The sequence below is a fragment of the Gottfriedia sp. NPDC057991 genome (assembly GCF_042886615.1).
Taxonomy (GTDB): Bacteria; Bacillota; Bacilli; order Bacillales; family Bacillaceae_G; genus Gottfriedia.
In genome coordinates this window covers 143,253-167,343 of sequence record NZ_JBHVQN010000004.1, presented here as the reverse complement: position 1 = coordinate 167,343, position 24,091 = coordinate 143,253, and the positions used below count along the sequence as shown (strand labels likewise).

Sequence of the window (24,091 nt, the reverse complement as noted above, 5' to 3'; positions counted from 1 at the left end):
GCAGAGGATGTTTGGTGAGTAACAGTCATCAAAGAGAGAACTTACATCGAGGTTAGAGAATAGGCATATTCAGTTGATTGCACTTGGAGGTGCAATTGGTGTTGGATTGTTTTATGGTTCAAGTACGACCATTCAAACTGGAGGTCCATCAATATTAATCTCATATATAATTGGTGGACTAATTATTTTTACGATTATGAGAGCGCTTGGTGAAATGTCAGTGCATGAACCGGTGTCTGGTTCTTTTAGTGCGTGGTAACAGCTAATGGTGTTATTGGAGAAAATACGAAAATCTATTCAGAGTCACCAGACTATGTTACTGTAAATGCTCAAGGTTATACTTCTAGTGTAATTACAGGCGGAGCAAAGGTTTGGACTAAATAATCTAAGAAACTACTTTAAAACACTCTATTTCCTTAAAGGAGATAGGGTGTTTTCTTTTTATGATTAAAGAAAAGAAAAACAATGTAATCCTAAAACAACTTTACGAATTATTTACAATCGTTTAAAACTAGGTTAATTATTCTTTTCTATAGTTAGAGATGTAGAAAATAATAATTTTCCTTAGGAGGACAAACAATAATGAAACGTGGATTAAAATTAACATTTGCAGCAATGGCTATTACAGGTATGTTAGCGGGATGTTCTAATAAAGATGAAAAAACTACTGGTAAGACAAGCACAGATGATAAAAAAATAGAATTAACAGGAACAATTGGCGCTGCAGGATCAACAGCATTACAACCACTAGCTGACGAAGCGGCTACTGAATTTATGGCGAAGTTCCCACAAGTATCAATTACAGTTCAAGGTGGCGGTAGTGGTACTGGGGTAAACCAAGTATCTACTGGAGCAATTCAAATTGGTAACTCAGATGTACCTGCTGCTGAGAAATTAGAAGATAAAACTTTAGCAAGTTCATTAGTAGAAGCTAAAGTTGCTGGTGTTGGCTACTCAATGGTAACAAATAAAGACGTTGGTGTAGATTCACTTACACTTCAACAAATTGAAGATATTTTCGCTGGTAAAGTGACGAACTGGAAAGAAGTTGGCGGTAAAGATGAGAAAATTAATGTAATTAATCGCCCAGCATCATCTGGTACTCGTGCAGCGTTTGAAAAGAAAATTATGAAGGACGTTAAGATTAATGATGGCGTAGGAACAGTGCAAGACTCAAACGGTGCAGTTGAACAAGCTGTAAACTCTACTCCTGGTGCAATTTCTTATCTTGCTAATTCATATTTAATTGGCGATAAAAAAGATGCTTTAAAAACTGTGAAAATTGATGGAAAAGAATCTTCAACTGATAATATTACTTCTGGTGCATACCCATTCTATTCATATGAGTATATGATTACAAAAGGTGATGCAAAATCTCCAGTAAAAGAATATATTGAATTCATTAGTGGCGATGAATTTTCTAATAAGTTAGTTGAAATGGGCTATATCCCAGCTTCAGAAATGTCAGGTTTACAATAATAATGCAATTTAAGCTGACTCTAAAGGTCTATGACTTTTTGAGTCAGCTTTTTTTATTTCTTTGTAATGGGCAAAAAGCATTTTATCAACAAATTCCGTCGCTATATCAACAAAAAATATTAATTTATCAACAAAAAGCATCACTTTATCAACGAAGTTCACAGCTTTATCATTAAAAGTCACTATATGTTCGCGTTTTTCAATATTGACTACGTTAACGATCAACATGAAGTGACTACTTAAAAAGTAAAGTTAGTATTAAGTAGTTTTCTTCTTTATATTTAGTAAGTTTTAATAAATACTTGGTAGTTTAACGGAACGTTCAATGCCCTTAAATCGACTAAATATACAATTCCTAAAAAGATTTACAATTTCTTTACGATTGATTAAAACTTGCTTAACCTAAAAACTTTAAAGTAGAGAATGTAAGAGAGAAACAAACAAAAATTAAAAACAAAATCAAAAAATAAAAACAAACATTTTAGGGGGATTAAAATGAAACGTGGATTAAAATTAACATTTGCAGCAATGGCAATTACAGGTATGTTAGCAGGATGTTCTAATAAAGATGATAAAACAACTGGAAAGACTTCAGATGATAAAAAAGTAGAATTAACAGGAACAATTGGTGCTGCTGGATCAACAGCATTACAACCACTAGCTGACGAAGCAGCAACTGAATTTATGGCGAAGTTCCCACAAGTATCAATTACAGTTCAAGGTGGCGGTAGTGGTACTGGTGTAAACCAAGTATCTACTGGAGCAATTCAAATTGGTAACTCAGATGTACCAGCTGCTGATAAATTAGAAGATAAATCTTTAGCAAGTTCATTAGTAGAAGCAAAAGTTGCTGGTGTTGGTTACTCAATGGTAACGAATAAAGATGTTGGAGTAGATTCACTTACACTTCAACAAATTGAAGATATTTTCGCTGGAAAAGTAACGAACTGGAAAGAAGTTGGCGGTAAAGATGAGAAAATTAATGTAATTAATCGTCCAGCATCATCTGGTACTCGTGCAGCGTTTGAAAAGAAAATTATGAAAGACGTTAAAATTAATGATGGCGTAGGAACAGTTCAAGACTCAAACGGTGCAGTTGAGCAAGCTGTAAACTCTACTCCTGGTGCAATCTCTTATCTTGCTAACTCATATTTAATCGGCGATAAAAAAGATGCTTTAAAAACTGTGAAAATTGATGGAAAAGAATCTACTACAGACAATATCGTTGCAGGTGATTACCCATTCTATTCTTATGAGTACATGATTACAAAAGGCGATGCGAAATCTCCTGTAAAAGAATATATTGAATTTATTAGTGGCGACGAATTTTCTAATAAGTTAGTTGAGATGGGTTATATCCCAGCTTCGAAAATGGCAGGCTTAGAATAATATAAAAAATGAGAGTTGGTTTTATACCAACTCTCAAACTAATTTATTAATGGATGATAGGGGTTTATCATGAATTTCAAAAAAAGAAACTTTTTTCTAATTGAATACCTTGGAAGAACTCTTGTAACTTTATGTGGTTTCTTAATGATCGGTATTACAATAGCAATAATCGGATTTATTGTTAGTAAAGGAATCCAATCATTTACAGTAAATGATATATCGTTAAGTGAAATTTTGTTTTCAAAACATTGGAGTCCGAATAATGCTTCAAACCCAACATATGGGGCATTAATTTTTATTGTTGGCTCAATTCTAGTATCTGTTGGTGCTGTAATTATAGCTGCACCAATTGCGATTGCATTAGCAATTTTCATGAATTTTATTTCACCAAAGTTTGGTGAAAAAGTATTAATTCCAGTTTTGGAAATTCTAGTCGGTATTCCATCAGTAGTTTATGGATTTCTTGGCGTAACAATATTAGTTCCTCTTATTAGAAATACTTTAGGTGGAGTAGGGTTTAGCTTAATTGCAGGGATTATAGTGCTTAGTATCATGATTTTACCTACAATTGCAAGTATAGCATCTGATGCTGTGCGAGCTGTTCCTAGAACCTATTTAGAAGCATCATATGGACTAGGCTCTACTAGATGGCAAGCAATTAAATTGGCAATAGTACCAGCTGCAAAAACAAACATTTTAACAGCGATCGTTTTAGGTCTTGCTCGTGCATTTGGTGAAGCATTAGCTGTACAAATGGTAATCGGGAATACAGTTAAGTTCCCTAATGGTATTTTTGACCCAACAGCTACATTAACAGGAATTTTAACAATGGATATGGCAAATACATTAAACGGTACAGCTTGGAATAACACTTTATGGACTCTAGCAATGATCTTACTTCTAATATCCTTCCTCTTTATACTAGTCATTCGATTAATTGGAAGAAAAGGAGGATATGAATCATGATTGCAAGAAAAATGGATAAGATTTGGACGGGAATACTTTGTTTAATAGCTGGTTTAGTTGTAATATTATTACTATTTTTATTAAGTGAAATTATTTTTAAAGGTTGGGGATTCTGGGACTTTGATTTCCTGTTTGGAAAACCTAGTAATATTCAAGCAGGCGGTGGGATTGGACCACAACTTTTTAATTCATTTTATATCTTAGTGTTAACTTTAATTATTTCAGTTCCGATTGGAGTTGGAGCTGGGATTTATATGGCAGAATATGCAAAACCAGGTCGTTTTTTAAATTTCTTAAGATTATGTATTGAAACGTTGGCTTCATTGCCTTCAATCGTAGTAGGTTTATTCGGTTTATTAGTATTTGTAACAATGACTGGCTGGGGTTACACTTTAATTGGTGGTGCACTTGCGATTTCAATCTTAAATCTTCCAGGTTTAACAAGGGTAAGTGAAACAGCGTTATTAAATGTTCCTAAAACTAGTAAAGAAGGTAGCCTTGGATTAGGTGCTACAAAGTGGCAAACAATTACTAAAATTAGTATCCCAACAGCAATTCCACAATTAATTACAGGAATTATTTTAGCAGCTGGAAGAATTTTTGGTGAAGCAGCGGCATTAATCTATACTGCCGGACTTACAACGCCTATTCTAAATAATGCTGCTCCATTAAATACACCGATGAATCCGTTTAATATTTTTAGACCAGCAGAAACGTTAACAGTTCATATCTGGAAATTAAATTCAGAAGGTATTGTTCCAGATGCACAAAGCATCGCTACAAAATCTGCTGCAGTTTTAATCGTAATGATCCTTTTATTTAATCTATTTGCTAGATTGTTTGCTAAGTTTCTAAATAGACGCTTTACAGGGGCAAAAAGATAATATTATTAAAGATCTCTATGGAAGATTCCGTAGAGATTTTTTTATTTTATTAGTAGGTTCTATCAGAGTGGATTGTTGATTTTCTTAATCGAGCAACTGGCAGATTTGTTGCTTAAGATCAATGCACAAGCAGCAAAAAAAAGGAACTTCCAGGGAAAATCCTTTTTTTCGATAATGTTATGTATAACGATTAAAAGTTAAGTGTTTTTTATTTGATCAACCTCACTAAGTAATGTTTCTAAATGTTTTAATATTGTCTTAGCTATTTGATGTTCTTTATTTTGTTCTAACTGTTCTTTAGCAGCTTTAGATAATTCAGTATAATCGTGATGTGAATTTTGGTTATGCTTTTCATTAGTTTCTGAAAAGTTGAAAGCATTGCTAAGCTTAACATTTATTTCATTGTGTAGACTTTTCAGACTTTCAATCATTTCATCCATTCTTGGCACTCTCCATTTCGTTTAGTAAATTTAATTTATAGTTAGTATTTACATGTGACCATTAAAAATGAGTTGATAATTATTAATAATTGAACAAACGTGAGGGCTAACGAAATTGACAGATGATACTTCAATAAAAGGATTTTGCGGATCTATTTAGCTACTGAGCCAATAAGTTTATGATTTGTTTTTTGAAAATTATTATCCTAAAAAAACTGTTGACAAGTTTACCTCGCGTCCGTATAGTATTAGTTATTATAAAAAATATTCAGAAATATTTATCAAAACGCAAAGATCAGGAGTAGTAAAAGTTAATGATTAGGTATAGAGAGCTGCGGGGTGGTGCAACGCAGTCCAATGATACTTTGAACTTGCCTGGGAGTGGTAAAGCGAAAGATTAGATTTAATCTTTTCTCTGGTTTTAACGATTGACCTTCGTTACAAGGTTTTTAAAGTAGGGTTCGAAAAGAGCCAATAAGAGTGGTACCGCGGTAAGCTAAGGCATGTCGTCTCTTTCTTCATTTGATTATGAAGAATGGGATGATGTGCCTTTTTTGATTTTTTAGGAGGTTAGGATATGAAAATGGACAAACGGAAATTACAAAGGACAATGACTTCAAGACATATTACGATGATGGCATTAGGTGGTGCCATTGGGGCAGGTTTATTTAAGGGAAGTAGTTCAGCAATTGATATGGCAGGCCCATCCATCATAATTGCTTACTTGCTAGGAGGCATCATCTTATTATTCGTCTTACAAGGTTTAGCTGAAATGGCGGTTCGCAATAGCGATGCAAGAACATTCAGGGATCTTGTCCAATCTATATTAGGAAAGTATCCAGCTTATTTCCTTGATTGGATTTATTGGAAAATGTGGGTATTGAACATCACGGCCGAATCAGTCGTTGCTGCCATTTTCATTCAATATTGGTTGCCTGACTATCCAATCTGGATACTGGCATTAGTTGTTTCGGTGTTAGTTACAACAATCAATTTGCTATCAGTAAAGGTTTTTGCTGAAACTGAGTACTGGCTTGCTTTAATTAAAATTACTGTCATCATTGTGTTTATCTTAGCTGGGTTAATATTGTTACTTGTGAATTTTGGTGATCATAAAGCAGTCGGTTTCTCTAACTTGACAGACCATGGCGGTTTCTTTCCGAATGGATCAACAGGTTTAATTTCGGCTATGCTGGTTGTAATTTATTCATATGGTGGTACTGAAATTATCGGGGTCACATTAGCAGAAACGAAGAATCCCGAAAAAGTGGTTCCAAAAGCCGTTCGAAGTACATTGGTCAGAATTATTTCTTTCTATATCATTCCATTTTTCATCATCGTTAGTTTAATTCCTTGGAACAAAGTAAACGGGGTGCCTGAAAGTCCGTTTGTGATGGTCTTTAAAATGATAGGGATTCCTGGTGCTGACCATATTATGAACGCCGTTGTTCTAATAGCGATTATTTCATCGATGAACTCTGGATTGTATGGTTCATCCCGCGTTCTGTATACGCAAGCTATGGACGGTCGCATTCCGAAAATCTTTTCAAGATTATCTAAGAAGAAAGTTCCTGTTTACGCAATATTAATGTGTACTTCCACTTTATTTGGCGGTGTACTGATTTCCTTATTTGCTGGAAGCAAGACCTTTGATTTCTTGATGGGATCGCTGGGATATACCGTATTATTCATCTGGTTGATCATTGCTTTTGCCCATTTGAAATCACGTAAACAGTCACCTATTAAGTCAAGTGACTATGCAGTTAAATGGTTTCCATATACTACTTGGGCTGTGATAATCGCTTTAATGATGATTCTAATCGGAATCATTTTCACGACTCCAATCATCGTAACGATCATTACACTTTGCATCTACATCTTTATTACCTTAACGTATCTATGGAAAAAACGTCTTAACAAAAACTTGTAGAAGAGATAATTAGTAATTATTGAAATTGTTGTGATTATTGAGCCTTACTTAAGGCAGTTCATGCAACCACTACAATTATGCTATACTCGTTCTTCAATTAACTTGTGCTTTACTTTTAATGAGTAAAGCCCTTTTTTTCTGAATAGTAGATCAGTTTTTATATTTAGCTGCCATAAATAGTAATCGCTCATGGACAAGCATACAATCACTTAAGCCTCGTCTCAATATAATGATAGGAGTTTATAAGAGAGTGAAGTGAAAAGTGTGCCTCCAAAAATGAAAAAACCAAACAATTCAAATGAAGAGAATAAAGAGAATATTAATATTGCATCGGCTTTTAGAGCTGTAAGTAATGTAACTCAAACTGTGCCCGAAAATACTTTTGTAAAAGTAAACTACAATAAAAAACAATTTGATTTAGCAAATGAATATAATCCGTTTACTTCAATATTTAGACCAAAAAATAATGGGGTCTATTTAGTTTCTGCAACGATTACTTTTTTCCCCGTTAATAACAATGTCGATTATAGAGTACGGATCGAAATTCGCGTAAATGGAAAACCTGCAATCGCTATTGATAATGATTTCTTTGGTCCAATATTATTCGGAAATACTGTAAATGTCTCATCAATTGTGAAACTTAATGCTATGGATCAGGTTGAGGTTTTTGCTCAAAGTAGCCTAGCTGGTACGATTGATACAAATGTTGATGGTGAGGTTAGTACGCATTTTGAAGCTGCAAGATTTCCGTCTCCATCATAATTAGGTTAAATATATTGTTTTTTACTTTGTGAACTCCTCAGTATCGTGCGTAACGTAAGCCGTGGAGTTTTTTATTTGTGCAAATTTCTAGTTTTTCAGCAGTTTAAAGCAACCTTATAAGGTGGCTTTAAACTGCTGAAGTAGTGTCTTACATTATTATTGTTAAGAAAAACTGGTTGAGATTGATTTCCCAAAAGACAGTCATGAGTAAGTACTTTTCAGCTTTTAGCTATTATACTTACTCATGATCTAGTTATAAGCATGTTCTATATGTATTTTTCAATTTCAACTACTGAACCATCAGAGATAAATCAAATACATATTCAAATCGGCAATTGAACAATAAAAGTACTACCTTCTCCTAAAACACTTTCTACTATTATATTACCGCTGTGAGCATTAGCAATTGATTGGTAATGGATAATCCTAGGCCAGCGCCACCATAGATCAACTTGCCAACGGGCATGCAGGTTAAATCGACAAGTCTAGTTAGTTTTATGAAAATGATCTCTTATTAGGGGATCATTTTTTTTTCGAAAAAATCTCAATATAACGATTTTTTTAGTAAAGATAGTTTGAGGTTACAAATTTCCTTATTTAACTATTCATTCGTTCGAATAATATAAAAGGGAAAAAATTGTAAAGTCTAATAGTCTTGTAAACTGTATAATCAAAATGTACTATTTTAATATAGGACTGGAGGACGTTATGGAAGAGAAAAAATGGTCGATTATTTTAAGCGTACTTTTTTTATTGTTTGTTTATGTACTTATTCATTTTGAAATAAATGCTAGAAATATTGAAAATTCAGTTCAAAAATTACAGGATCGTGAAGTAGAACCGAAGAAAAAACTCCATTTTGTCCTTATTTCGCAGGAATTTGATAATCCTTATTGGAGGAAAGTACAAGAAGGGGCAGATGTTGCTGCAGAAAAGTTTGGAGTAAATGTTGAATATATAGGTCCTTTACGTACAAGTCCGGAAGAACAAATTAAGTTATTAGAAAAGGCAATTGCTTCTCAGGTGGACGGTATTATCGTACAAAGTCTTGATGAGAATACTTTTTCGCCCGTAATAAATAAAGCGGTTTCACAACATATTCCTGTTATTACAATTGATACAGATGCGCCAAAAAGTAAGCGTATTGCTTATGTTGGTACAAATAATTTTAACGCAGGAGAGCAGTTAGGAAGAGTTGTCGTTGAGGAAACGAATGGTGTTGGGAAAATTGGCGTTATTATAGGGAGTGAAAAATCAGAAAGTCAGCAGGCGAGATTAAACGGCTTTTTAAGTATTGTTAAAAAGCATCCTAAATTAGTGGTAAAGGATATCGAGTCCTCTAATATATCGATTATTCAAGCAAAGCTTCAAACTGAAAGTATGCTACGTAATAATAAAGACATTTCAGTTATGGTTGGTACAAGTGCTTTAGACGCGATTGGCATTTTGAATGCATCAAAAAATTTAAAGTTAAATCAAGTTGAGATATTTGGATTTGATAATATCGAAGGTACACTCCAAGCAGTTCAAGATGATGCGATTAAAGCAACTGTTATTCAGAAGCCATATGAAATGGGCTTTCAATCTGTCGGATTATTAATTGATTCGTTACATGGAAAAGTTATTAATAAAGAAAATTTTACACCAACCGAGGTGGTGACGAAAGAAACGTTGATCAGGAGGAGAAACGTTGAAAATTAGGACAAAGTTATTTATTTTTATTCCTATTCTAGTTATTTTATTAAATCTAGTTTCATTTTTTATTTTTGAAAATGGTAAGAAGGTTCAAGAGAGTTATAATTTAATGATTAATAAAATATTTTTATATAAACAAATCTCTTCTGAAACCCAGGAGAATTTAAGCTTGGTAAGTAGTTATATTATTAATCCACAGCCAAAAAACTATCGATCGATTTTGCAGCATAAAAGCAATTTACAAAAATTAAAAAAGGAATTATTAACACATAATGCTACTAAAAATAATCAGCTTGTGTTAGAAAACTTTACCCATATGATTGATTCTTTTCTAGAGTTAGAATCATCGATTACAGATAATCTAGTCTCCCAAAATTTTTCAAGTTATACAGATCAATACCGGGATATAGAGAAAATATCAGGGTTTATTAGAGAGGATAGTCAAAACTTAGTTGATTTAGAGCTTAGTAATTATCAGCCTATTTTTCGAAAGATTATTGCAAATACTCAGTCTATGAATCAATTAGGTGTCCAGTTGTTCGTTATAACGACGATCATTAGTATTGTTTTTGCAATTTGGTTGTCTAGAAGTATCGTCATTCCAATTAATCGATTAGTTTATATGGCTAAACAAATTGGTAAAGGTAATTTTAATGTGGCTCCCCCCACATTGTATCAAAACAATGAAATCGGAATTCTTGGTAAAATCCTCAATGAAATGTCTAAGAATTTAAGCAATTTAATGATAAAAAATATCGAAATTGTAGAAAAGGACCGACTTGTAAAGGAGCTTGAATTAAAAGCCTTACAAAGTCAGATCAACCCGCATTTCCTGTTCAATACGTTAAACGTTATATCTAAGTTAGCTTATATTGAAGGAGCTGAGCAAACGAGTGATCTAACAGTATCAACCTCGAATTTGCTACGTTATAATTTACGGAAATTAGACGAGCCTGTAACTCTTTTGGAGGAAGTCAAAAATGCTGAAGAATATTTTTCGATTCAAAAGGCGAGGTTTAGAGATCGTGTACGCTTCGAATTAAATATAGAAGAGTCATGTTTAGGGTATAAAGTTCCTTGTTTAACATTGCAACCACTTCTTGAAAACGCATTTATACACGGTATCGAGGGGATGGAGCAAGGGGCAGTAATAGCAATTACGATAAAAAATCATGAAAAATATATTTACATCGAAATTTATGATAATGGTGCTGGTATGAAAGAGGAGACCAGAGAAGCTCTTTTAACATCGTCTATGCCGATCATCTCTCAAAAAAGCTCAACTGGATTAGGTACAACAAATGTATTTAAACGCTGGCTCCTCTTTTATGGAGAAGAAGATATTGTTGATATCAAAAGTGAAATAAATAAAGGGACAACCATTATATTAAAGCTTCCTGTCTCATCAAAATTTTAAAATTAAAGGAGGTACCTATGTATCGTTTATTAATTGTTGATGATGAACCATTAGAGCGCGAGGGACTTGAATTGATGATAAATCGATCAATGCCTAATCAATTTCAATTTGAACAAGCTGAAAATGGACGAGTTGCGATTGAAAAATCAATAGAATACCAGCCTCATATTATCTTTATGGATATAAAAATGCCTGGTATTCAAGGGCTTGAAGCTGTTTCGGTTATAAAACAAAAGCTACCTGATTCAAAAATATTCATTGTCACTGCATATGACTATTTTACATATGCACAAGAAGCCATTTCATTAGGTGTTAAAGATTATATTTTAAAGCCTGCTAAAAAGGATCATATCATCTCTTTACTTCAAAAGATGATCGATGAAATTGAAGATGATCATAAGAAAAGATTACAAGAATTAGAGGCTATTGAAAATTTATCGATTATACGTCCTCTCACTGAAAATGAATATACGTTAATGCTAATGTTTAATACGGTTCAAGAACTAAATGTGGCTCAATTGTCTGGAATTCTCGGTTTTGAAATCGAGTTAGGTTATGCGAGTGTCATTAGGTTGCCTAAAGAAATTAGTCAAAATGACAAGGAACAAAGGAGAATTTATGAATGTGTTAGGCACTTTATAAAATCTTCGAGGAATTGTTTAATCAGCCCTGTTGTAGATGGCCAATTAGCCATATTTATTCCAGTACAGCCTAACCAAGAAGCCGATCTTCAAACACTGGTACTCTATCAAGATGCTTTAAAGACAATTGAATACATAGAAAATCAAACTGGTTATCAAACAGTGATTGGTATTGGGTCTTTAAAGCAAGGAATTGAAGGGTTACGACAATCATATAATGAGGCATTTCATGCAAGTTTAGAATGTGATGAGTTAACACGTGTTAATCCGCATTCAATGAATCTTTCTATCAGTATGCCAGACGAGGAAAAACAAGTTTTAATTGATTCTTTTAGAAAAGCTGATTTAGAAGACGTTATGAATCAATTTAATAATTTGTATGAAAGATTTAGTAATTATGATGTTTCGCAAGTTAGAACGGAATTAAATTCACTATTTAATCAAATTTTCCAATCTCTTCGTAATTCATCGATTGAAGTTGAGAAATTTCATATTCCAGACACTAATGAAATCAATCAATTGAAGATGATTGTGGAGCAACAAATCATTAATTTAATTACAAAGATCGATCGTGAAAAAGAAATCAAGACAAATCATCTGATGATATTGGCCAGGGAGTTTATCGCTCATCACTTCATAGAGGATCTCTCACTTGAGCAAGTGGCCAACTATTTAAAATTGAATCCAGTTTACTTTAGCAAACTATTTAAAAAGCAAACAGGTGAGACTTTCAGTGATTATTTAATGAATTTGAGAATCAATAAAGCGAAACAATTAATGGAAAAAAGAGAATTAAATTTAAAAGAAATTTGTTACCAAGTGGGCTATAATGATCCAAATTATTTTAGTCGAGTATTTAAAAAATGTACGAATGAATCTCCTAAGGAATATAGGAAGAAAGTTTTAATGAATATTTAAAGAGAAATACTTGAATTTGAACTGATAAACGATTACTTATTTTATTTGAATAGTTAATGATAAAAGAGTCTAACGACATACTTAATGATCGTATTTACGAATTACTTTTTAATTTGTACATACTTTTATTGAGTTTTCTGTTTGACTCTTTTTTTGATTTAAATCGAAATTAACTGTACTAATATGTCCCAAAGTTAAGATAATGCTAGTTTTAATATTCAGAATGTAAACGTTTTCTGTAATGAGGTAAATTAGTGCAGATAATAGACAAAAGAGTGAAGGAAATGGGTAAGCGTTTCCAATAAAAAACGTGATAACCTTATTTATGAAAGCGTAACCAGAAAAAAGGGGGAAACACTTTGAAAAAGTTATCAAAGATTTTTGCAATAATTTCGGTATTTTTAGTAATGACTCTTGTTGCAGCTGGATGTGGATCATCAGCAACATCAAGTGATAGCACTTCTGCTGGTAAGAAAAGTAAAGATGGTAAAGTTGATATTGGTATCGTTTTACCTACAAAAGATGAGCCACGTTGGACTCAAGATGAAACTCGCTTTAAAAATGCTTTAAAAGATACAGATTATTCAGTTGAAATTTTATTCTCACAAGGTGACTCTGCTAAAGAAAAAGCAAACGTTGATTCTTTAATTGCAAAAGGCATCAAAGTTTTAATTATTTGTCCTCAAGACGGTGCTGCTGCAGCTTCTTCAGCTGAAGCTGCAAAAGCTGCTGGTGTTAAAGTAATTTCTTACGACCGTTTAATTACAGGTACTGACGCAGTTGATTACTATGTATCATTTGATAGCGTTGCTGTAGGTGCTGCACAAGCACAATATCTTGTAGATCATGCTTCAGGTAAATCAGGTCAACCTTTATACCTATACGCAGGTGCTGCATCTGATAACAATGCATTCTTATTCTTCCAAGGTGCTTGGAAAGTTCTTCAACCAAAAATTGCTGATGGAACATTCAAAGTTGAAAATTCAGCAGCTGCAAATAGCTTAAAAGCTAAAGCTGATTTAACTCGTGATGAGCAAGCAAAAATTATCGGTCAAGTTACAACTAACTGGGATTTCAACGTAGCTAAAAACTTAACTTCATCTAACTTAACAAAAGCTTCTAAAGCTGACAAAGGTGATGTATTAGTTCTTGCTCCAAATGATGGAACTGCTCGTTCAATCGCAGATACATTTAAAGCAGACAAAGATATAACTTCATATATTATTTCTGGTCAAGATGCTGAAAAAGCTTCTGTACAGTACATTATTGACGGCAAACAATCTATGACTGTTTTCAAAGATGTTCGTACATTAGTTAAAGATGCAATCGCTACTGCAACTTCAATCTTAAAAAATGAAACACCTGATGCTTCAGGCGTTACAAACAACGGTAAAGCTGATATCAAAACAAAACAAACAGATATTATTGTTGTTGATCAAAGCACAGTGAAAAAGGACTTAGTTGATTCTGGATACTATAGCGCTTCTGACTTCACTGGATTGAAGTAATTAATAGAAGAAATGAACTTGCAAAATAGTGATGGTCTAACCGTCACTATTTTGTTAATTATTCAATTTAATCAATGACTCAAGTAGATGGCAAATTCGGGAGACGGATCATATGAGTGAATTTATTTTAGAGATGAGAAATATCTCAAAAGAGTTTCCAGGTGTGAAAGCATTAAGCGATGTTAACTTCAAGGTTAGAAAAGGGGAAATACATTGCTTAGTTGGTGAAAACGGTGCTGGAAAATCGACCTTAATGAAAGTATTAAGTGGTATTTATCCATTTGGAACCTATACAGGTGATATTGTTTTTGGAGACGAAGTTCAAAAGTTTTCAAAAATAAGTGATAGTGAAAAAAAGGGCATTGGAATCATCTATCAGGAATTATCTCTTTTTCCTGAGCTGTCCGTTTACGAAAATATTTTTATCGGACATGAAATTAAAAAGGGAATAACTGTTGATTTCAATGAAACGATTGTTAAAGCAATCGATATGTTAAAAAAAGTAAAACTAGATGTAAATCCGGAAGTGCAAATTAAAGAGTTAGGCGTAGGTAAGCAGCAACTGGTTGAAATAGCAAAAGCACTTAGTAAAGATGTTAAATTGCTTATTCTCGATGAGCCTACAGCTGCTTTAAATGAAGATGACAGTGAAAACCTACTTTTCTTGATGGAAGAGCTAAAGAATCAAGGAATTTCTTGTATTATGATTTCGCACAAACTTAAAGAAGTAATTGCTGTTGCAGATACGGTTACCGTGCTTCGCGACGGAAAAACAATTTGCTCTTTAAATAAAGAAGAAATCACCGAAAACACCATTATCAAACATATGGTTGGTCGTGAAATTGATGATATTTATCCGAAGCGTCCAAATCAAAAGTTTGGTGAAGTTTCATTAGAATTAAAAGACTGGAATGTGTACGATCCAAAATTAGGTCGAAAAATTCTTCATCATATCAATCTAAATGTTCGAAAAGGCGAAATTATCGGTATTGCTGGATTGATGGGATCAGGTCGAACAGAACTAGCAAAAAGTATTTTTGGTAATCCAACAAATTTCAAGCTTGATGGTTCCGTTTTAGTGCAAGGTGAGCAAAAGCGTTTTAAACATCCAAAAGATGCAATAAAAGCTGGTATAGCATATGTAACAGAAGATCGTAAAGGCGACGGATTGATTCTTGAACAAGATATTAAAAATAATATTTCGATTACGAACTTATTTGAAATTTCCAAGTCAAGTGTGATTAATCAACATGAAGAAATTGTCGTTGCAAATGATTACTTAAACAAGTTAAACATAAAAGCTCCTTCAATTACTTCAGTTGTTGGGAAATTGAGTGGTGGTAATCAGCAAAAAGTATCGTTGAGTAAATGGTTATTTACGAATCCGAATGTACTTATTCTCGATGAACCTACTCGTGGAATAGACGTAGGTGCAAAATTTGAAATCTATAGTTTTATGAATCTACTGGTTGAACAAGGCATGAGCATTATCATGATTTCCTCTGAACTTCCAGAAGTCCTTGGTATGAGTGATCGAATTTATGTTATGGCAGAAGGTAAAATAACCGGGGAATTATCAAGAGAAGAAGCAACTCAAGAGAGCGTTATGGCTCTAGCTACCGTTTAAGAGAGGTTGAATAAAATGAACTTTTTTCAAGAAGCAGGCATGTTATTAAGAAAAAACATACGTGAATATGGAATGTATATAGCTCTTGCAGTAATAATGTTAGTATTTACTTTAAATACAGATGGATTATTTATGTCATCTCGTAACTTAAGTGATTTAATCAATATGACTGGTTATGTTGCAGTCCTTGCTGTTGGGATGACACTAGTAATTGTCATTCGACATATTGACCTTTCAGTTGGTTTCGTTGCTGGTTTTCTAGGAGCAGTAGTTGCTCTATTTTTAACACACGGTTTGCCAGTCTGGATTTCAATCATTGCAGTTCTTGTATTTGGCGCTATTATTGGTCTAATTAATGGATTCTTTGTTGCTAATTTAGGAATTCCATCATTCGTAGTTTCATTAGCAGGAATGTTAATATTCAAGGGATTACTACTAATGTCTCTTGTTAAAACTGGTACGATCATCGTTGCTAACGAAAGCTTTAAGGCAATTGGAAATGGCTATATTCCAAGTTTAGGAAATTTGAATGGTTTACACATATCAACACTATTAATTGGTGCGATCTCTATCATTCTTTTTATCTGGAGTGATTTTAAAAAGAGAAGCGTAAACATAAAGTACGGTTTTGAAGTTCTTTCAATGCCAATGCAAATCATAAAATTATTGTTTATTTCCGGTATCATTGGTTACATTTGCTATATTCTTGCAGGCTATCAAGGGATTTCTTGGACTGCTGTGATTATGTTTATTGTTGTAGTAGTTTATCATTTCATTACAACAAGAACTCCTTTAGGGCGTCACATTTATGCAGTTGGCGGAAACCCTGAGGCAGCACAGTTAAGTGGGATTAGCGTAAAGAAAATCACTTACATTGTATTCGGTTCAATGAGTATGCTTGCAGCACTTTCAGGCGTATTGTTTACAGCTCGACTTGCATCTGCTTCTCCCCAAGCAGGTACAATGTTTGAGTTAGATGCAATTGCTGCAGCATATGTAGGTGGCGTTTCTGCTGCTGGTGGTGTTGGTAAAGTAACAGGTACAATTATCGGTGCATTCGTAATGGCTTCATTAACAAGTGGGATGAACTTAATGGGTATTGATATTTCATACCAATACATCATTCGAGGAGCAGTTCTTGTTCTTGCAGTTGTATTCGACGTAATGACACGTAATAAAGGGAAATAATATATAAAAACAGAAACAGGTCGAATGGATTGGCTGGTTTCTGTTTTTTATTTTATATGAATTGAATTTGATAGAGCGATAAATGGCAGTTTAGCCGTTTAGCCTTTTAGTATTTAATGGATAATAAAGAGATATTAGTGAAACAGAAACAAATTAAGGAATTGGTAAAAGGGTTGCAATTGCAACTCCTTTTTAAGTTTATTTTGAAAAAACGACTCATAAGAGTCATTTTTAAAAATTTATTTTTTATTATAAAAAAGGTCTGGTTTTCCACAGTTTGGACACTCATATTCATAATGTTCTTGAATTACGTCACTACTATTTGAATACTCGTCATTAATGGAAATGTTTGAATTACAGTTTGGACAATTAATGCTCGTTTGGGTGGATTTGTTCTTTGAATTCTCCATCTTTATCATCCTTTCTTTTCATTTCTCTGATAAATCCTTTATATTTTACCCATTTTTTTCTTATTCAAGTAAATGGCAGGATCGTTGCATAAGGATTCAATACCAACGATAGATATTTTCCACCAAAAGATCAAAATGTGTTATCGTTAAATATGATTTTCTAGAGTAGAAAAATGAGAAAGGTGTGCAGAAGTGTGATTAAAAAAGGATTTTTGATTTTATTTACTGTGATTTTACTATCTGTATTTGTGGGTTGCGGAAAAATCACTGAACAGACTTCGGCAAAAAAAGTGCAATCCCCAACGAGCACGGCTTCTAAGACTGTTGAAACCAATAAGAGTACATCTGCCGATGACGCAGAAAAACCAACGAGTGATAGTGAACCCAACAAGAGTGTTCCTGCATCTAGCACTTCAAAGGCAACAGGTACAACGGACGGATTTGATTATAGCAAATATACCCTAATTGTAGTAAACGGCGGGGATATGTCAGGAGATAGACAGCCGAATGTCAAAGTAGATGTCGGATTTGGAGAACGGGAATATTGGGCGTATACAAATGAATACGGTCAGCTAATTCGTGTTGAGGCGAAAAAGATAACACTTCAAAATTCGAATACTGATCATGTTTTGTCATCAGGTAGATATTACTCTGATGAAGCAAATGTTCCTGGTACAGAGAGTCCAACCTTGGATAAAGGGCATGTGATTGCTGACTCGCTTGGGGGAGTGTCAAACGCATATAACATTACACCTCAGAACAGCAATCTAAATAGGCACGGCGATCAAGCTTATATGGAAAAAGTGATTCGAGATGCAAGAGGTTGTACTGATTTCGTAGCAGTGATTCACTATCCAAATACTAGGACGCAAATTCCTAACCACTATAAATTCACATATAAAATTCAGGGCAGATCTATTACAGATGAATTTGACAATGTAAACCCAGATGAAGTGAACAAAAATTTAGGGAAAACGACAGGTACGAAAAGTACGCCACCGAAAACAAATAATGTGCCTGCAAACAAAACGAAAAATAGTAATGAAGATGTTAGTAAAGTGGATACAAATCATAACGGAAGTGTTACGATCGCTGAAGCCAAAGCTGCTGGCTTTAAAATGCCAATTACGCGCGATTCATGGCTCTATAAATATATGGATGATCGAGATGGTGATGGCTTAGTAGGTGAATAAAATACTACCAGTTCATCGGCTATATTACTGGCTGCAAAAAACGCAAAAGAGAACAATTTAAGTGCCTATCATTATCTTGGTTATTTGTTTAGAATAAATTAAAAAGTGAAAAAAATGTTGACTTTCTCATTTTTATCTATAAAATAATCATTAATAAAATGTTTCAGAGATGTGACAACAAAACGACTGTGAAAGGACGAGTAATAGTAGGACGTAGACAAAGCGAGTCAGGGGCGGTGTGAGCCTGATACGAAGCCTGTTATGAAGAACCTCCTGGAGTCGCTAACCGAAATCCTTTAGAGGAAAGTAGACTTAGCCGTGAACTTCGCCGTTAAAGAAGAACAGTATCGAGATCTCTCTAATCTCCGTACTGAATAAGTGAGCAACCTCTGTTGCTAATTTGGGTGGTACCGCGGAACCAAAGCCTTTCGTCCCAGTTTTTTGGGAAAGAAGGGCTTTTTTTGTTGGCTTTTTTCTACTACATCCAAACATTTTAGGGGGAAATAGGCATGTATCAATCATTAATGACAGTAAGAGAGACACAAATCGCAATTAAGGAAGTTAAAACATTTTTTGAGGATCAATTAGCAAAACGTCTTGGAATGTTCCGCGTATCTGCACCATTATTCGTAACGAAAAAATCAGGTTTAAACGATCACTTAAACGGTGTAGAACGCCCAATTGAATTTGATATGCTACATTCAGGAGAAGAGTTAGAAATTGTTCACTCACTAGCGAAATGGAAACGATCTGCACTGCATGAATATGGTTATGAAGCTGGTGAAGGTATATATGCAAACATGAACGCGATTCGCCGTGATGAGGAACTTGATGCTACGCATTCAATTTACGTTGATCAATGGGATTGGGAAAAAATTATTCAAAAAGAATGGCGTACTGTAGATTATTTACAAGAAACCGTACGAACAATTTATGGAATCTTCAAAGATTTGGAAAATCATTTATTTGAAAAATATCCGTATCTAGGAAAGTATTTACCCGAAGATATCGTATTTATCACGTCCCAAGAATTAGAAGATAAATACCCAGAGTTAACACCGAAAGATCGTGAGCATGCGATTGCAAAAGAGCACGGTGCAGTTTTTATTATTGGAATTGGCGATGTACTTCGTTCTGGTGAAAAACATGATGGACGTGCAGCTGATTATGACGATTGGAAATTAAACGGAGACATCTTATTCTGGCATCCAGTATTGCAATCTTCATTTGAATTATCATCAATGGGTATCCGTGTTGATCGTAAATCACTTGATGAGCAGTTAACGAAGACAGGTGAAGATTTCAAACGCGAGTATGATTTTCATAAAGGTATTTTAGAAGAAATGCTTCCACTAACACTTGGTGGTGGTATTGGGCAATCAAGAATGTGCATGTACTTCTTACGTAAAGCGCATATTGGTGAAGTTCAATCATCTGTATGGCCTGATGAAATACGAGAAGCATGTAAGAAGGAAAACATTCATTTGTTTTAAGAAAAATAAGACAAAAGCAGTAAATTAACTATTATAATCAGAAACAAATTAAGAGGATTGAGTCCTGTACAATACAGGATTCAATCCTCGCTATGTGTTCACTTCATTTGTTATGTAAAGACGACAATTTTACTAACTGAACCGTCAGCACTTTGACCCACTACACGAACTTTTAATCCGTATTTAGAAGGAATTCTGTTCCTTTCGATGATACCTGACTAAGATTAATTGAATCGCCCGTTTGCCAATTTTGAAATAGAAAAATCAGCTCTTTTTTATTTTTTACAGTTTAATTGAATTAGAAAATGATATAGTGACTTTATGATGGAAATGAAAGGGAGAAGAATGGATGTCCTGGTATTTAGAAAATGTTTACGAACGAAATGAAGAATCTCCTTATACGTTCTATGTTCTAAGTAAAGTTATGATCGACAATTTAGCAGTAGGTGATTTAGTCAAACTAATATTCGTAATGGAAGAACAGGAAGTTGGATTAAGTGCTGAAAGAATGTGGGTCGAAATAACTCAAATAAATGGACAAAAATTTATTGGAAAACTAGATAATGATCCTTATCGATTGCAAGCTTTAAAAGCTGGTGATGAGATTACATTTGGAATGGAAAACATATGTGATACGGAATATAAGGATCCAGATTCAGCAGATTGGGATTTCTATTTTGATACAATGGTTATAGTTAGCAATGATGTGCTTGAAAAAAGGGAATTTAACTTTTTACTTAGGGATGATTCTCAAGACGAGGGAGACTCGGGGTGGTCAATATTTAGTGGTTACGAAGATGGCGATTTTCAAAGTGATTCTAAAAACTTTAAAGTTGTATCCATTGGTGTAATCCTTAATATTGATGACTCCATTCTAGAATTTATTGATGAAACTCCTTTGTGTGCATATGAACGAAATGAAGATGGCTTTTTTGTTAAAATCGAAGACTATGATTGGGAAGGTTATTTAAACGGATAACTAAAAGATTGTCTAAATTAGGCAGTCTTTTTTTAGTTCTAAAAAACCTAAATTTAAGTACATAAATATCAAAATATAAAAAGCATTAGCTTCCCTCTCTTCTTAATATAATAAGAGTATCCTAGATTAAACTTTCCTGAAATGGAGTGAACTTTATGCTTGAAGTAAAAGGACTGGCTTCTTATTCACCTTTAGGGCATTTGAATGAGTTTCGGAAAGATCCAATACTTTTTTTAGGTGAACTTTATAGAAGTCATGACACGATTGTCTCATTTCGATTTGCTCATCGTAAAATAAACCTGCTATTAGAGCCCGATTTAATAAAAGAGGTATTAGTAACTAAGCAGCATTCTTTCCATAAATCAAAGCCATTTCAAGAGATGAAAACCTTGCTTGGTGAGGGATTGTTAACGAGTGAAGATGAAGTACATATGAGACAGCGGCGTTTAATTCAGCCATCGTTTACGAAGCAGCATATACAATCCTACGCAGAGGATATGACGTTGCTCACGGAAGAGTTTATTAGTTCTTGGAAAGATGGTGAAGAGCGTCTCATTAGTAGAGATATGATGGAGCTTACATTAGCTATTATTGCTAAAACTATGTTTAGTATGGATCTGAATCAAGGACATGATCGTGTTGGGAAACACTTTGACATTATTATGGATATTGCAACTAAGAGAATTCGATCAGTTTTAAAAGCTCCGCTCAAACTGAATACGCCAAAAAATAAATCTTTAACGGAGGCTATTACAGCAATTGATAAGGTGTTATATGAAATTATTGAAAAAAGAAATAGCTCAGAAACAAAGGAAGATCTACTAGGACTACTAATGCAAGCAAGGGATGAAGAGTCTAATGAAGGCATGACGAGTCGACAATTAAGAGATGAAGCAATGACAATTTTCCTTGCAGGTCATGAAACGACAGCAAATGCATTATCTTGGTGCTTTTATCTATTATCTCAGCATCCTGACAAAGCTAAATTATTATATGAAGAAGTGGATCGCGTTCTTGGCAAAAGACGAGCGGACTATCATTCTATGAAAGATTTAATTTATACTCAGCAAATCATCTGGGAAAGTATTCGTCTATATCCTCCTGCATGGCTTATTAGTAGAAAAGCAGTAGAAGATGTCAGCATTGGCGACTACAGAATTCAAAAAGGTGAGACAGTCATGATGAGTTCTTATATCATGCAGCGTTCTGAAAAGTATTTCTCACATGCGGAAGAATTTCTTCCAGAGCGGTTTAAGAATGGAAAGGTAGAAGGTGTACCTGAATATGCGTATTTTCCTTTTGGCGGTGGGCCTCGTGTTTGTATCGGAAATCATTTCGCAATTATGGAAGCTACTTTAGTATTAGCAACAATCGTTCAGCATTATACGATTGATATAGCCCTTAATCATCATAAAGTGGAGACAGAACCACTGATCACACTTCGGCCGAAAGATGGGTTACGTATGATTGTAAAAAAGAGAAAATGAGCGGATTTAGTGTACGCAATTAGGCAAGTGTCTTTTCCAGGAGTATTTTCATAGAATATAGCATTCTCTTTACAGTCTGTTTGAAAGGGGTTATATTTTTTGGAAAAGACAAAACTTACTGGACGGATTGTTACACCAGGTGATACGGATTATGAACAGGCAAGAACAAACAATACTTTAAACAATCCAAAATTCCCTAAAATAATTGTATTTTGTCAAAAGAAGCGAGATGTATTAAATGCTTTGAATTGGGTGAAGGAAAATAATATGCCATTTAGAGTAAGAAGTGGCAGGCATAACTATGAAAATTTTTCACTCGTAGATGGTGGTCTTGTGATCGATGTTAGTGAAATGAATACGGTTAGTGTAGATTGCAAAAACATGACCGCAAAAATACAAGCAGGGGCTGATTTAGGAAAAGTATATAATATACTTTGGGAAAATGGTACGACAATCCCAGCAGGTACTGAAAGTAGTGTTGGCCTTGTAGGTCTAACACTTGGTGGTGGTATCGGGATGCTATCGCGCTTGTATGGTCTTACATGTGATAATCTACTTGAAGTAGAAATAGTTGTATCGAATGGACATGGGAAAGCTAAACTCATTAAAGCAAATAAGAACAAGAATAGTGATCTATTTTGGGCTTGCTGTGGCGGGGGAGGCGGAAATTTTGGCATTGTCACGTCGCTTAAATTTAAAGTGCAACCAATTTCAAATGTTTCGATTTTCTCGATTATATGGGAGTGGGAAGATTTAGAAGCCGCTTTTGATGCTTGGCAAAATTGGGCAATTAACACGGATAATAAACTAACTTCAGAAATTGAATTAAAATCTAGGGAAGTAAATCAAATTATTGCACAAGGGGAATTTGTAGGCCCAGTAACAAAATTGAACGAACTACTCCGGCCACTAGTAAATACTGGCTCACCTATAAAAGTAATGGTAAAGGAAGTACCTTATATAGAAGCTGTTCATTTTTTTGATGATCCAAGTGGTAATGTTCCAGCTTATAAAAAGAGGTCAGGATCTTTTCTAAATCAAACTTTTCCAAAGAGAGCAATCTTGATCATGAAAAGTTTTTTAGAAAATACACCAAATGGAGAATCTAGCATATGGCACCAATCTCTTGGAGGTGCAGTAAAGCGGATTAGGCCAAATGAAACTGCCTACTATTACAGGGATGCCATTATCGCTCAAGAGTATCTTGCCAATTGGAGCACACCTGAAGAAGTACGAAAAAACAATCAATGGGTCGAAGAGTTAAGGAATGCCTTATCAAGATATACTACTGGTGACTACGTAAATTGGCCTGATCGGTTTATTAGAAATTGGCCAAAAGCATATTATGGTGGGAATTTAAATCGCCTTAGAGTTGTGAAACGAGAATATGACCCATTCAATCTATTTAAATTTTCGCAAAGCATTCCGCCTTTTATTAGTTGGTTTTAAAGTGAAAAATTCAAAATATATTAGTGAAAAACCGGTCGATTGAATTTCCAAATTGATCGGTTTTTCCCATAACTAAGAAGTTACTAGAAATCGGTTCTTATTGTTCCGATTTACTATTTTTATTGCTCTTTATGAAGATAAAGTAATTACCGAGTATTGAAAATAATAGTAGAGCAAAACCGAAAATTACAATTTGGTAGTTTTTATCTACGTAACCAAAATAACAACACGCTATC

At 34.2% G+C, this 24,091-nt stretch carries 22 protein-coding genes and 2 other annotated features; of the genes, 19 read left to right on the top strand and 3 right to left on the bottom strand.

What is annotated here, in order from left to right; translation table 11 throughout:
• Positions 1-73: 73 nt before the first annotated feature.
• From ACFVR2_RS15230 to ACFVR2_RS15220, 3 genes are all read left to right on the top strand, one after another.
• Positions 74-259 (top strand): hypothetical protein, encoded by a 186-nt coding sequence (locus tag ACFVR2_RS15230; protein ID WP_387363160.1) that lies wholly within the window; start codon positions 74-76, stop codon positions 257-259.
• Complete coding sequence (locus ACFVR2_RS15225) at positions 253-384, top strand: hypothetical protein (RefSeq protein WP_387363157.1); 132 nt, start codon at positions 253-255, stop codon at positions 382-384. The genes ACFVR2_RS15230 and ACFVR2_RS15225 overlap by 7 nt, the downstream gene beginning before the upstream one ends.
• Before the next feature lie 198 nt (positions 385-582).
• The gene (locus ACFVR2_RS15220; RefSeq protein WP_387363154.1) at positions 583-1,479 is read left to right on the top strand and encodes a phosphate ABC transporter substrate-binding protein PstS family protein; all 897 of its coding nucleotides are present in this window, start codon (positions 583-585) and stop codon (positions 1,477-1,479) included.
• A gap of 9 nt (positions 1,480-1,488) precedes the next feature.
• On the opposite strand, the gene ACFVR2_RS15215 is transcribed toward ACFVR2_RS15220, so the two are convergent.
• Positions 1,489-1,707, bottom strand: coding sequence for a hypothetical protein (locus tag ACFVR2_RS15215; RefSeq protein WP_387363151.1), 219 nt, complete (start codon positions 1,705-1,707; stop codon positions 1,489-1,491).
• A gap of 267 nt (positions 1,708-1,974) precedes the next feature.
• Here ACFVR2_RS15215 and ACFVR2_RS15210 point away from each other — a divergent pair, with 267 nt between their 5' ends.
• The 3 genes from ACFVR2_RS15210 (at position 1,975) to pstA (ending at position 4,718) form a co-directional block, all read left to right on the top strand.
• Entirely contained in the window at positions 1,975-2,868 is an 894-nt protein-coding gene (locus tag ACFVR2_RS15210; protein ID WP_387363148.1) for a phosphate ABC transporter substrate-binding protein PstS family protein, read from the top strand.
• Between the two features lie 69 nt (positions 2,869-2,937).
• Positions 2,938-3,834: a phosphate ABC transporter permease subunit PstC gene (gene pstC, locus ACFVR2_RS15205; RefSeq protein WP_387363145.1), complete on the top strand. Its 897-nt coding sequence runs from the start codon at positions 2,938-2,940 to the stop codon at positions 3,832-3,834.
• Positions 3,831-4,718: a phosphate ABC transporter permease PstA gene (gene pstA / locus ACFVR2_RS15200; protein WP_097973410.1), complete on the top strand. Its 888-nt coding sequence runs from the start codon at positions 3,831-3,833 to the stop codon at positions 4,716-4,718. Before pstC ends, pstA begins: the two co-directional genes overlap by 4 nt.
• A 197-nt stretch (positions 4,719-4,915) precedes the next feature.
• Here pstA and ACFVR2_RS15195 read toward each other — a convergent pair whose 3' ends face one another.
• Positions 4,916-5,158, bottom strand: a complete 243-nt coding sequence (locus ACFVR2_RS15195; RefSeq protein ID WP_387363142.1) for a hypothetical protein — start codon at positions 5,156-5,158, stop codon at positions 4,916-4,918.
• A 282-nt stretch (positions 5,159-5,440) separates the two neighbouring features.
• Positions 5,441-5,675, top strand: a binding site (T-box leader).
• 60 nt (positions 5,676-5,735) lie between these two features.
• Between ACFVR2_RS15195 and ACFVR2_RS15190 the strand changes: the two genes are divergently transcribed.
• The 8 genes from ACFVR2_RS15190 to ACFVR2_RS15155 all read left to right on the top strand — a co-directional run bounded on the left by ACFVR2_RS15190 (position 5,736) and on the right by ACFVR2_RS15155 (position 16,844).
• A complete protein-coding gene (locus tag ACFVR2_RS15190; protein WP_387363139.1) occupies positions 5,736-7,088 on the top strand; it encodes an amino acid permease in 1,353 nt (450 codons plus the stop codon).
• Positions 7,089-7,364: 276 nt separating this feature from the next.
• Positions 7,365-7,850, top strand: coding sequence for an ABC transporter permease (locus ACFVR2_RS15185; protein WP_387363866.1), 486 nt, complete (start codon positions 7,365-7,367; stop codon positions 7,848-7,850).
• A 708-nt stretch (positions 7,851-8,558) separates the two neighbouring features.
• Positions 8,559-9,551 carry a sugar-binding protein gene (locus ACFVR2_RS15180; protein WP_387363136.1) on the top strand — a complete coding sequence of 331 codons (993 nt, stop codon included), beginning with the start codon at positions 8,559-8,561 and terminating at the stop codon, positions 9,549-9,551.
• Complete coding sequence (locus tag ACFVR2_RS15175; RefSeq protein ID WP_387363133.1) at positions 9,541-10,962, top strand: sensor histidine kinase; 1,422 nt, start codon at positions 9,541-9,543, stop codon at positions 10,960-10,962. The genes ACFVR2_RS15180 and ACFVR2_RS15175 overlap by 11 nt, the downstream gene beginning before the upstream one ends.
• Positions 10,963-10,979: 17 nt before the next feature.
• Entirely contained in the window at positions 10,980-12,521 is a 1,542-nt protein-coding gene (locus ACFVR2_RS15170; RefSeq protein WP_387363130.1) for a response regulator, read from the top strand.
• Between the two features lie 359 nt (positions 12,522-12,880).
• Entirely contained in the window at positions 12,881-14,029 is a 1,149-nt protein-coding gene (locus ACFVR2_RS15165; RefSeq protein ID WP_387363127.1) for a sugar ABC transporter substrate-binding protein, read from the top strand.
• A gap of 112 nt (positions 14,030-14,141) precedes the next feature.
• Complete coding sequence (locus tag ACFVR2_RS15160) at positions 14,142-15,656, top strand: ATP-binding cassette domain-containing protein (protein WP_387363124.1); 1,515 nt, start codon at positions 14,142-14,144, stop codon at positions 15,654-15,656.
• Positions 15,657-15,671: 15 nt separating this feature from the next.
• On the top strand, positions 15,672-16,844 hold the full coding sequence (locus tag ACFVR2_RS15155) for a sugar ABC transporter permease (RefSeq protein ID WP_091023082.1): 1,173 nt from the start codon (positions 15,672-15,674) through the stop codon (positions 16,842-16,844).
• A gap of 239 nt (positions 16,845-17,083) precedes the next feature.
• On the opposite strand, the gene ACFVR2_RS15150 is transcribed toward ACFVR2_RS15155, so the two are convergent.
• Entirely contained in the window at positions 17,084-17,254 is a 171-nt protein-coding gene (locus ACFVR2_RS15150) for a hypothetical protein (RefSeq protein ID WP_387363120.1), read from the bottom strand.
• A 173-nt stretch (positions 17,255-17,427) separates the two neighbouring features.
• Between ACFVR2_RS15150 and ACFVR2_RS15145 the strand changes: the two genes are divergently transcribed.
• The 5 genes from ACFVR2_RS15145 (at position 17,428) to ACFVR2_RS15125 (ending at position 23,855) form a co-directional block, all read left to right on the top strand.
• Positions 17,428-18,447: a DNA/RNA non-specific endonuclease gene (locus tag ACFVR2_RS15145; protein WP_387363117.1), complete on the top strand. Its 1,020-nt coding sequence runs from the start codon at positions 17,428-17,430 to the stop codon at positions 18,445-18,447.
• Between the two features lie 179 nt (positions 18,448-18,626).
• Positions 18,627-18,886 (top strand) — a binding site (T-box leader).
• Between the two features lie 70 nt (positions 18,887-18,956).
• Entirely contained in the window at positions 18,957-19,940 is a 984-nt protein-coding gene (asnA, locus tag ACFVR2_RS15140; RefSeq protein WP_387363114.1) for an aspartate--ammonia ligase, read from the top strand.
• A gap of 349 nt (positions 19,941-20,289) precedes the next feature.
• Complete coding sequence (locus ACFVR2_RS15135; protein WP_387363111.1) at positions 20,290-20,919, top strand: immunity protein Imm33 domain-containing protein; 630 nt, start codon at positions 20,290-20,292, stop codon at positions 20,917-20,919.
• A 155-nt stretch (positions 20,920-21,074) separates the two neighbouring features.
• On the top strand, positions 21,075-22,406 hold the full coding sequence (locus ACFVR2_RS15130; protein ID WP_387363108.1) for a cytochrome P450: 1,332 nt from the start codon (positions 21,075-21,077) through the stop codon (positions 22,404-22,406).
• Between the two features lie 99 nt (positions 22,407-22,505).
• Positions 22,506-23,855 (top strand): FAD-binding oxidoreductase, encoded by a 1,350-nt coding sequence (locus ACFVR2_RS15125; protein WP_387363106.1) that lies wholly within the window; start codon positions 22,506-22,508, stop codon positions 23,853-23,855.
• The last annotated feature ends 236 nt before the right edge of the window (positions 23,856-24,091 follow it).

Coding starts and splice junctions, on each gene's coding strand:
- ACFVR2_RS15220 (WP_387363154.1), top strand. CDS start 583: ATGAAACGTGGATTAAAATTAACATTTGCAGCAATGGCTATTACAGGT.
- ACFVR2_RS15215 (WP_387363151.1), bottom strand. CDS start 1,707: ATGTTGATCGTTAACGTAGTCAATATTGAAAAACGCGAACATATAGTG.
- ACFVR2_RS15210 (WP_387363148.1), top strand. CDS start 1,975: ATGAAACGTGGATTAAAATTAACATTTGCAGCAATGGCAATTACAGGT.
- pstC (WP_387363145.1), top strand. CDS start 2,938: ATGAATTTCAAAAAAAGAAACTTTTTTCTAATTGAATACCTTGGAAGA.
- pstA (WP_097973410.1), top strand. CDS start 3,831: ATGATTGCAAGAAAAATGGATAAGATTTGGACGGGAATACTTTGTTTA.
- ACFVR2_RS15195 (WP_387363142.1), bottom strand. CDS start 5,158: ATGGATGAAATGATTGAAAGTCTGAAAAGTCTACACAATGAAATAAAT.
- ACFVR2_RS15190 (WP_387363139.1), top strand. CDS start 5,736: ATGAAAATGGACAAACGGAAATTACAAAGGACAATGACTTCAAGACAT.
- ACFVR2_RS15185 (WP_387363866.1), top strand. CDS start 7,365: ATGAAAAAACCAAACAATTCAAATGAAGAGAATAAAGAGAATATTAAT.
- ACFVR2_RS15180 (WP_387363136.1), top strand. CDS start 8,559: ATGGAAGAGAAAAAATGGTCGATTATTTTAAGCGTACTTTTTTTATTG.
- ACFVR2_RS15170 (WP_387363130.1), top strand. CDS start 10,980: ATGTATCGTTTATTAATTGTTGATGATGAACCATTAGAGCGCGAGGGA.
- ACFVR2_RS15160 (WP_387363124.1), top strand. CDS start 14,142: ATGAGTGAATTTATTTTAGAGATGAGAAATATCTCAAAAGAGTTTCCA.
- ACFVR2_RS15155 (WP_091023082.1), top strand. CDS start 15,672: ATGAACTTTTTTCAAGAAGCAGGCATGTTATTAAGAAAAAACATACGT.
- ACFVR2_RS15150 (WP_387363120.1), bottom strand. CDS start 17,254: ATGGAGAATTCAAAGAACAAATCCACCCAAACGAGCATTAATTGTCCA.
- ACFVR2_RS15145 (WP_387363117.1), top strand. CDS start 17,428: ATGAGAAAGGTGTGCAGAAGTGTGATTAAAAAAGGATTTTTGATTTTA.
- asnA (WP_387363114.1), top strand. CDS start 18,957: ATGTATCAATCATTAATGACAGTAAGAGAGACACAAATCGCAATTAAG.
- ACFVR2_RS15135 (WP_387363111.1), top strand. CDS start 20,290: ATGTCCTGGTATTTAGAAAATGTTTACGAACGAAATGAAGAATCTCCT.
- ACFVR2_RS15130 (WP_387363108.1), top strand. CDS start 21,075: ATGCTTGAAGTAAAAGGACTGGCTTCTTATTCACCTTTAGGGCATTTG.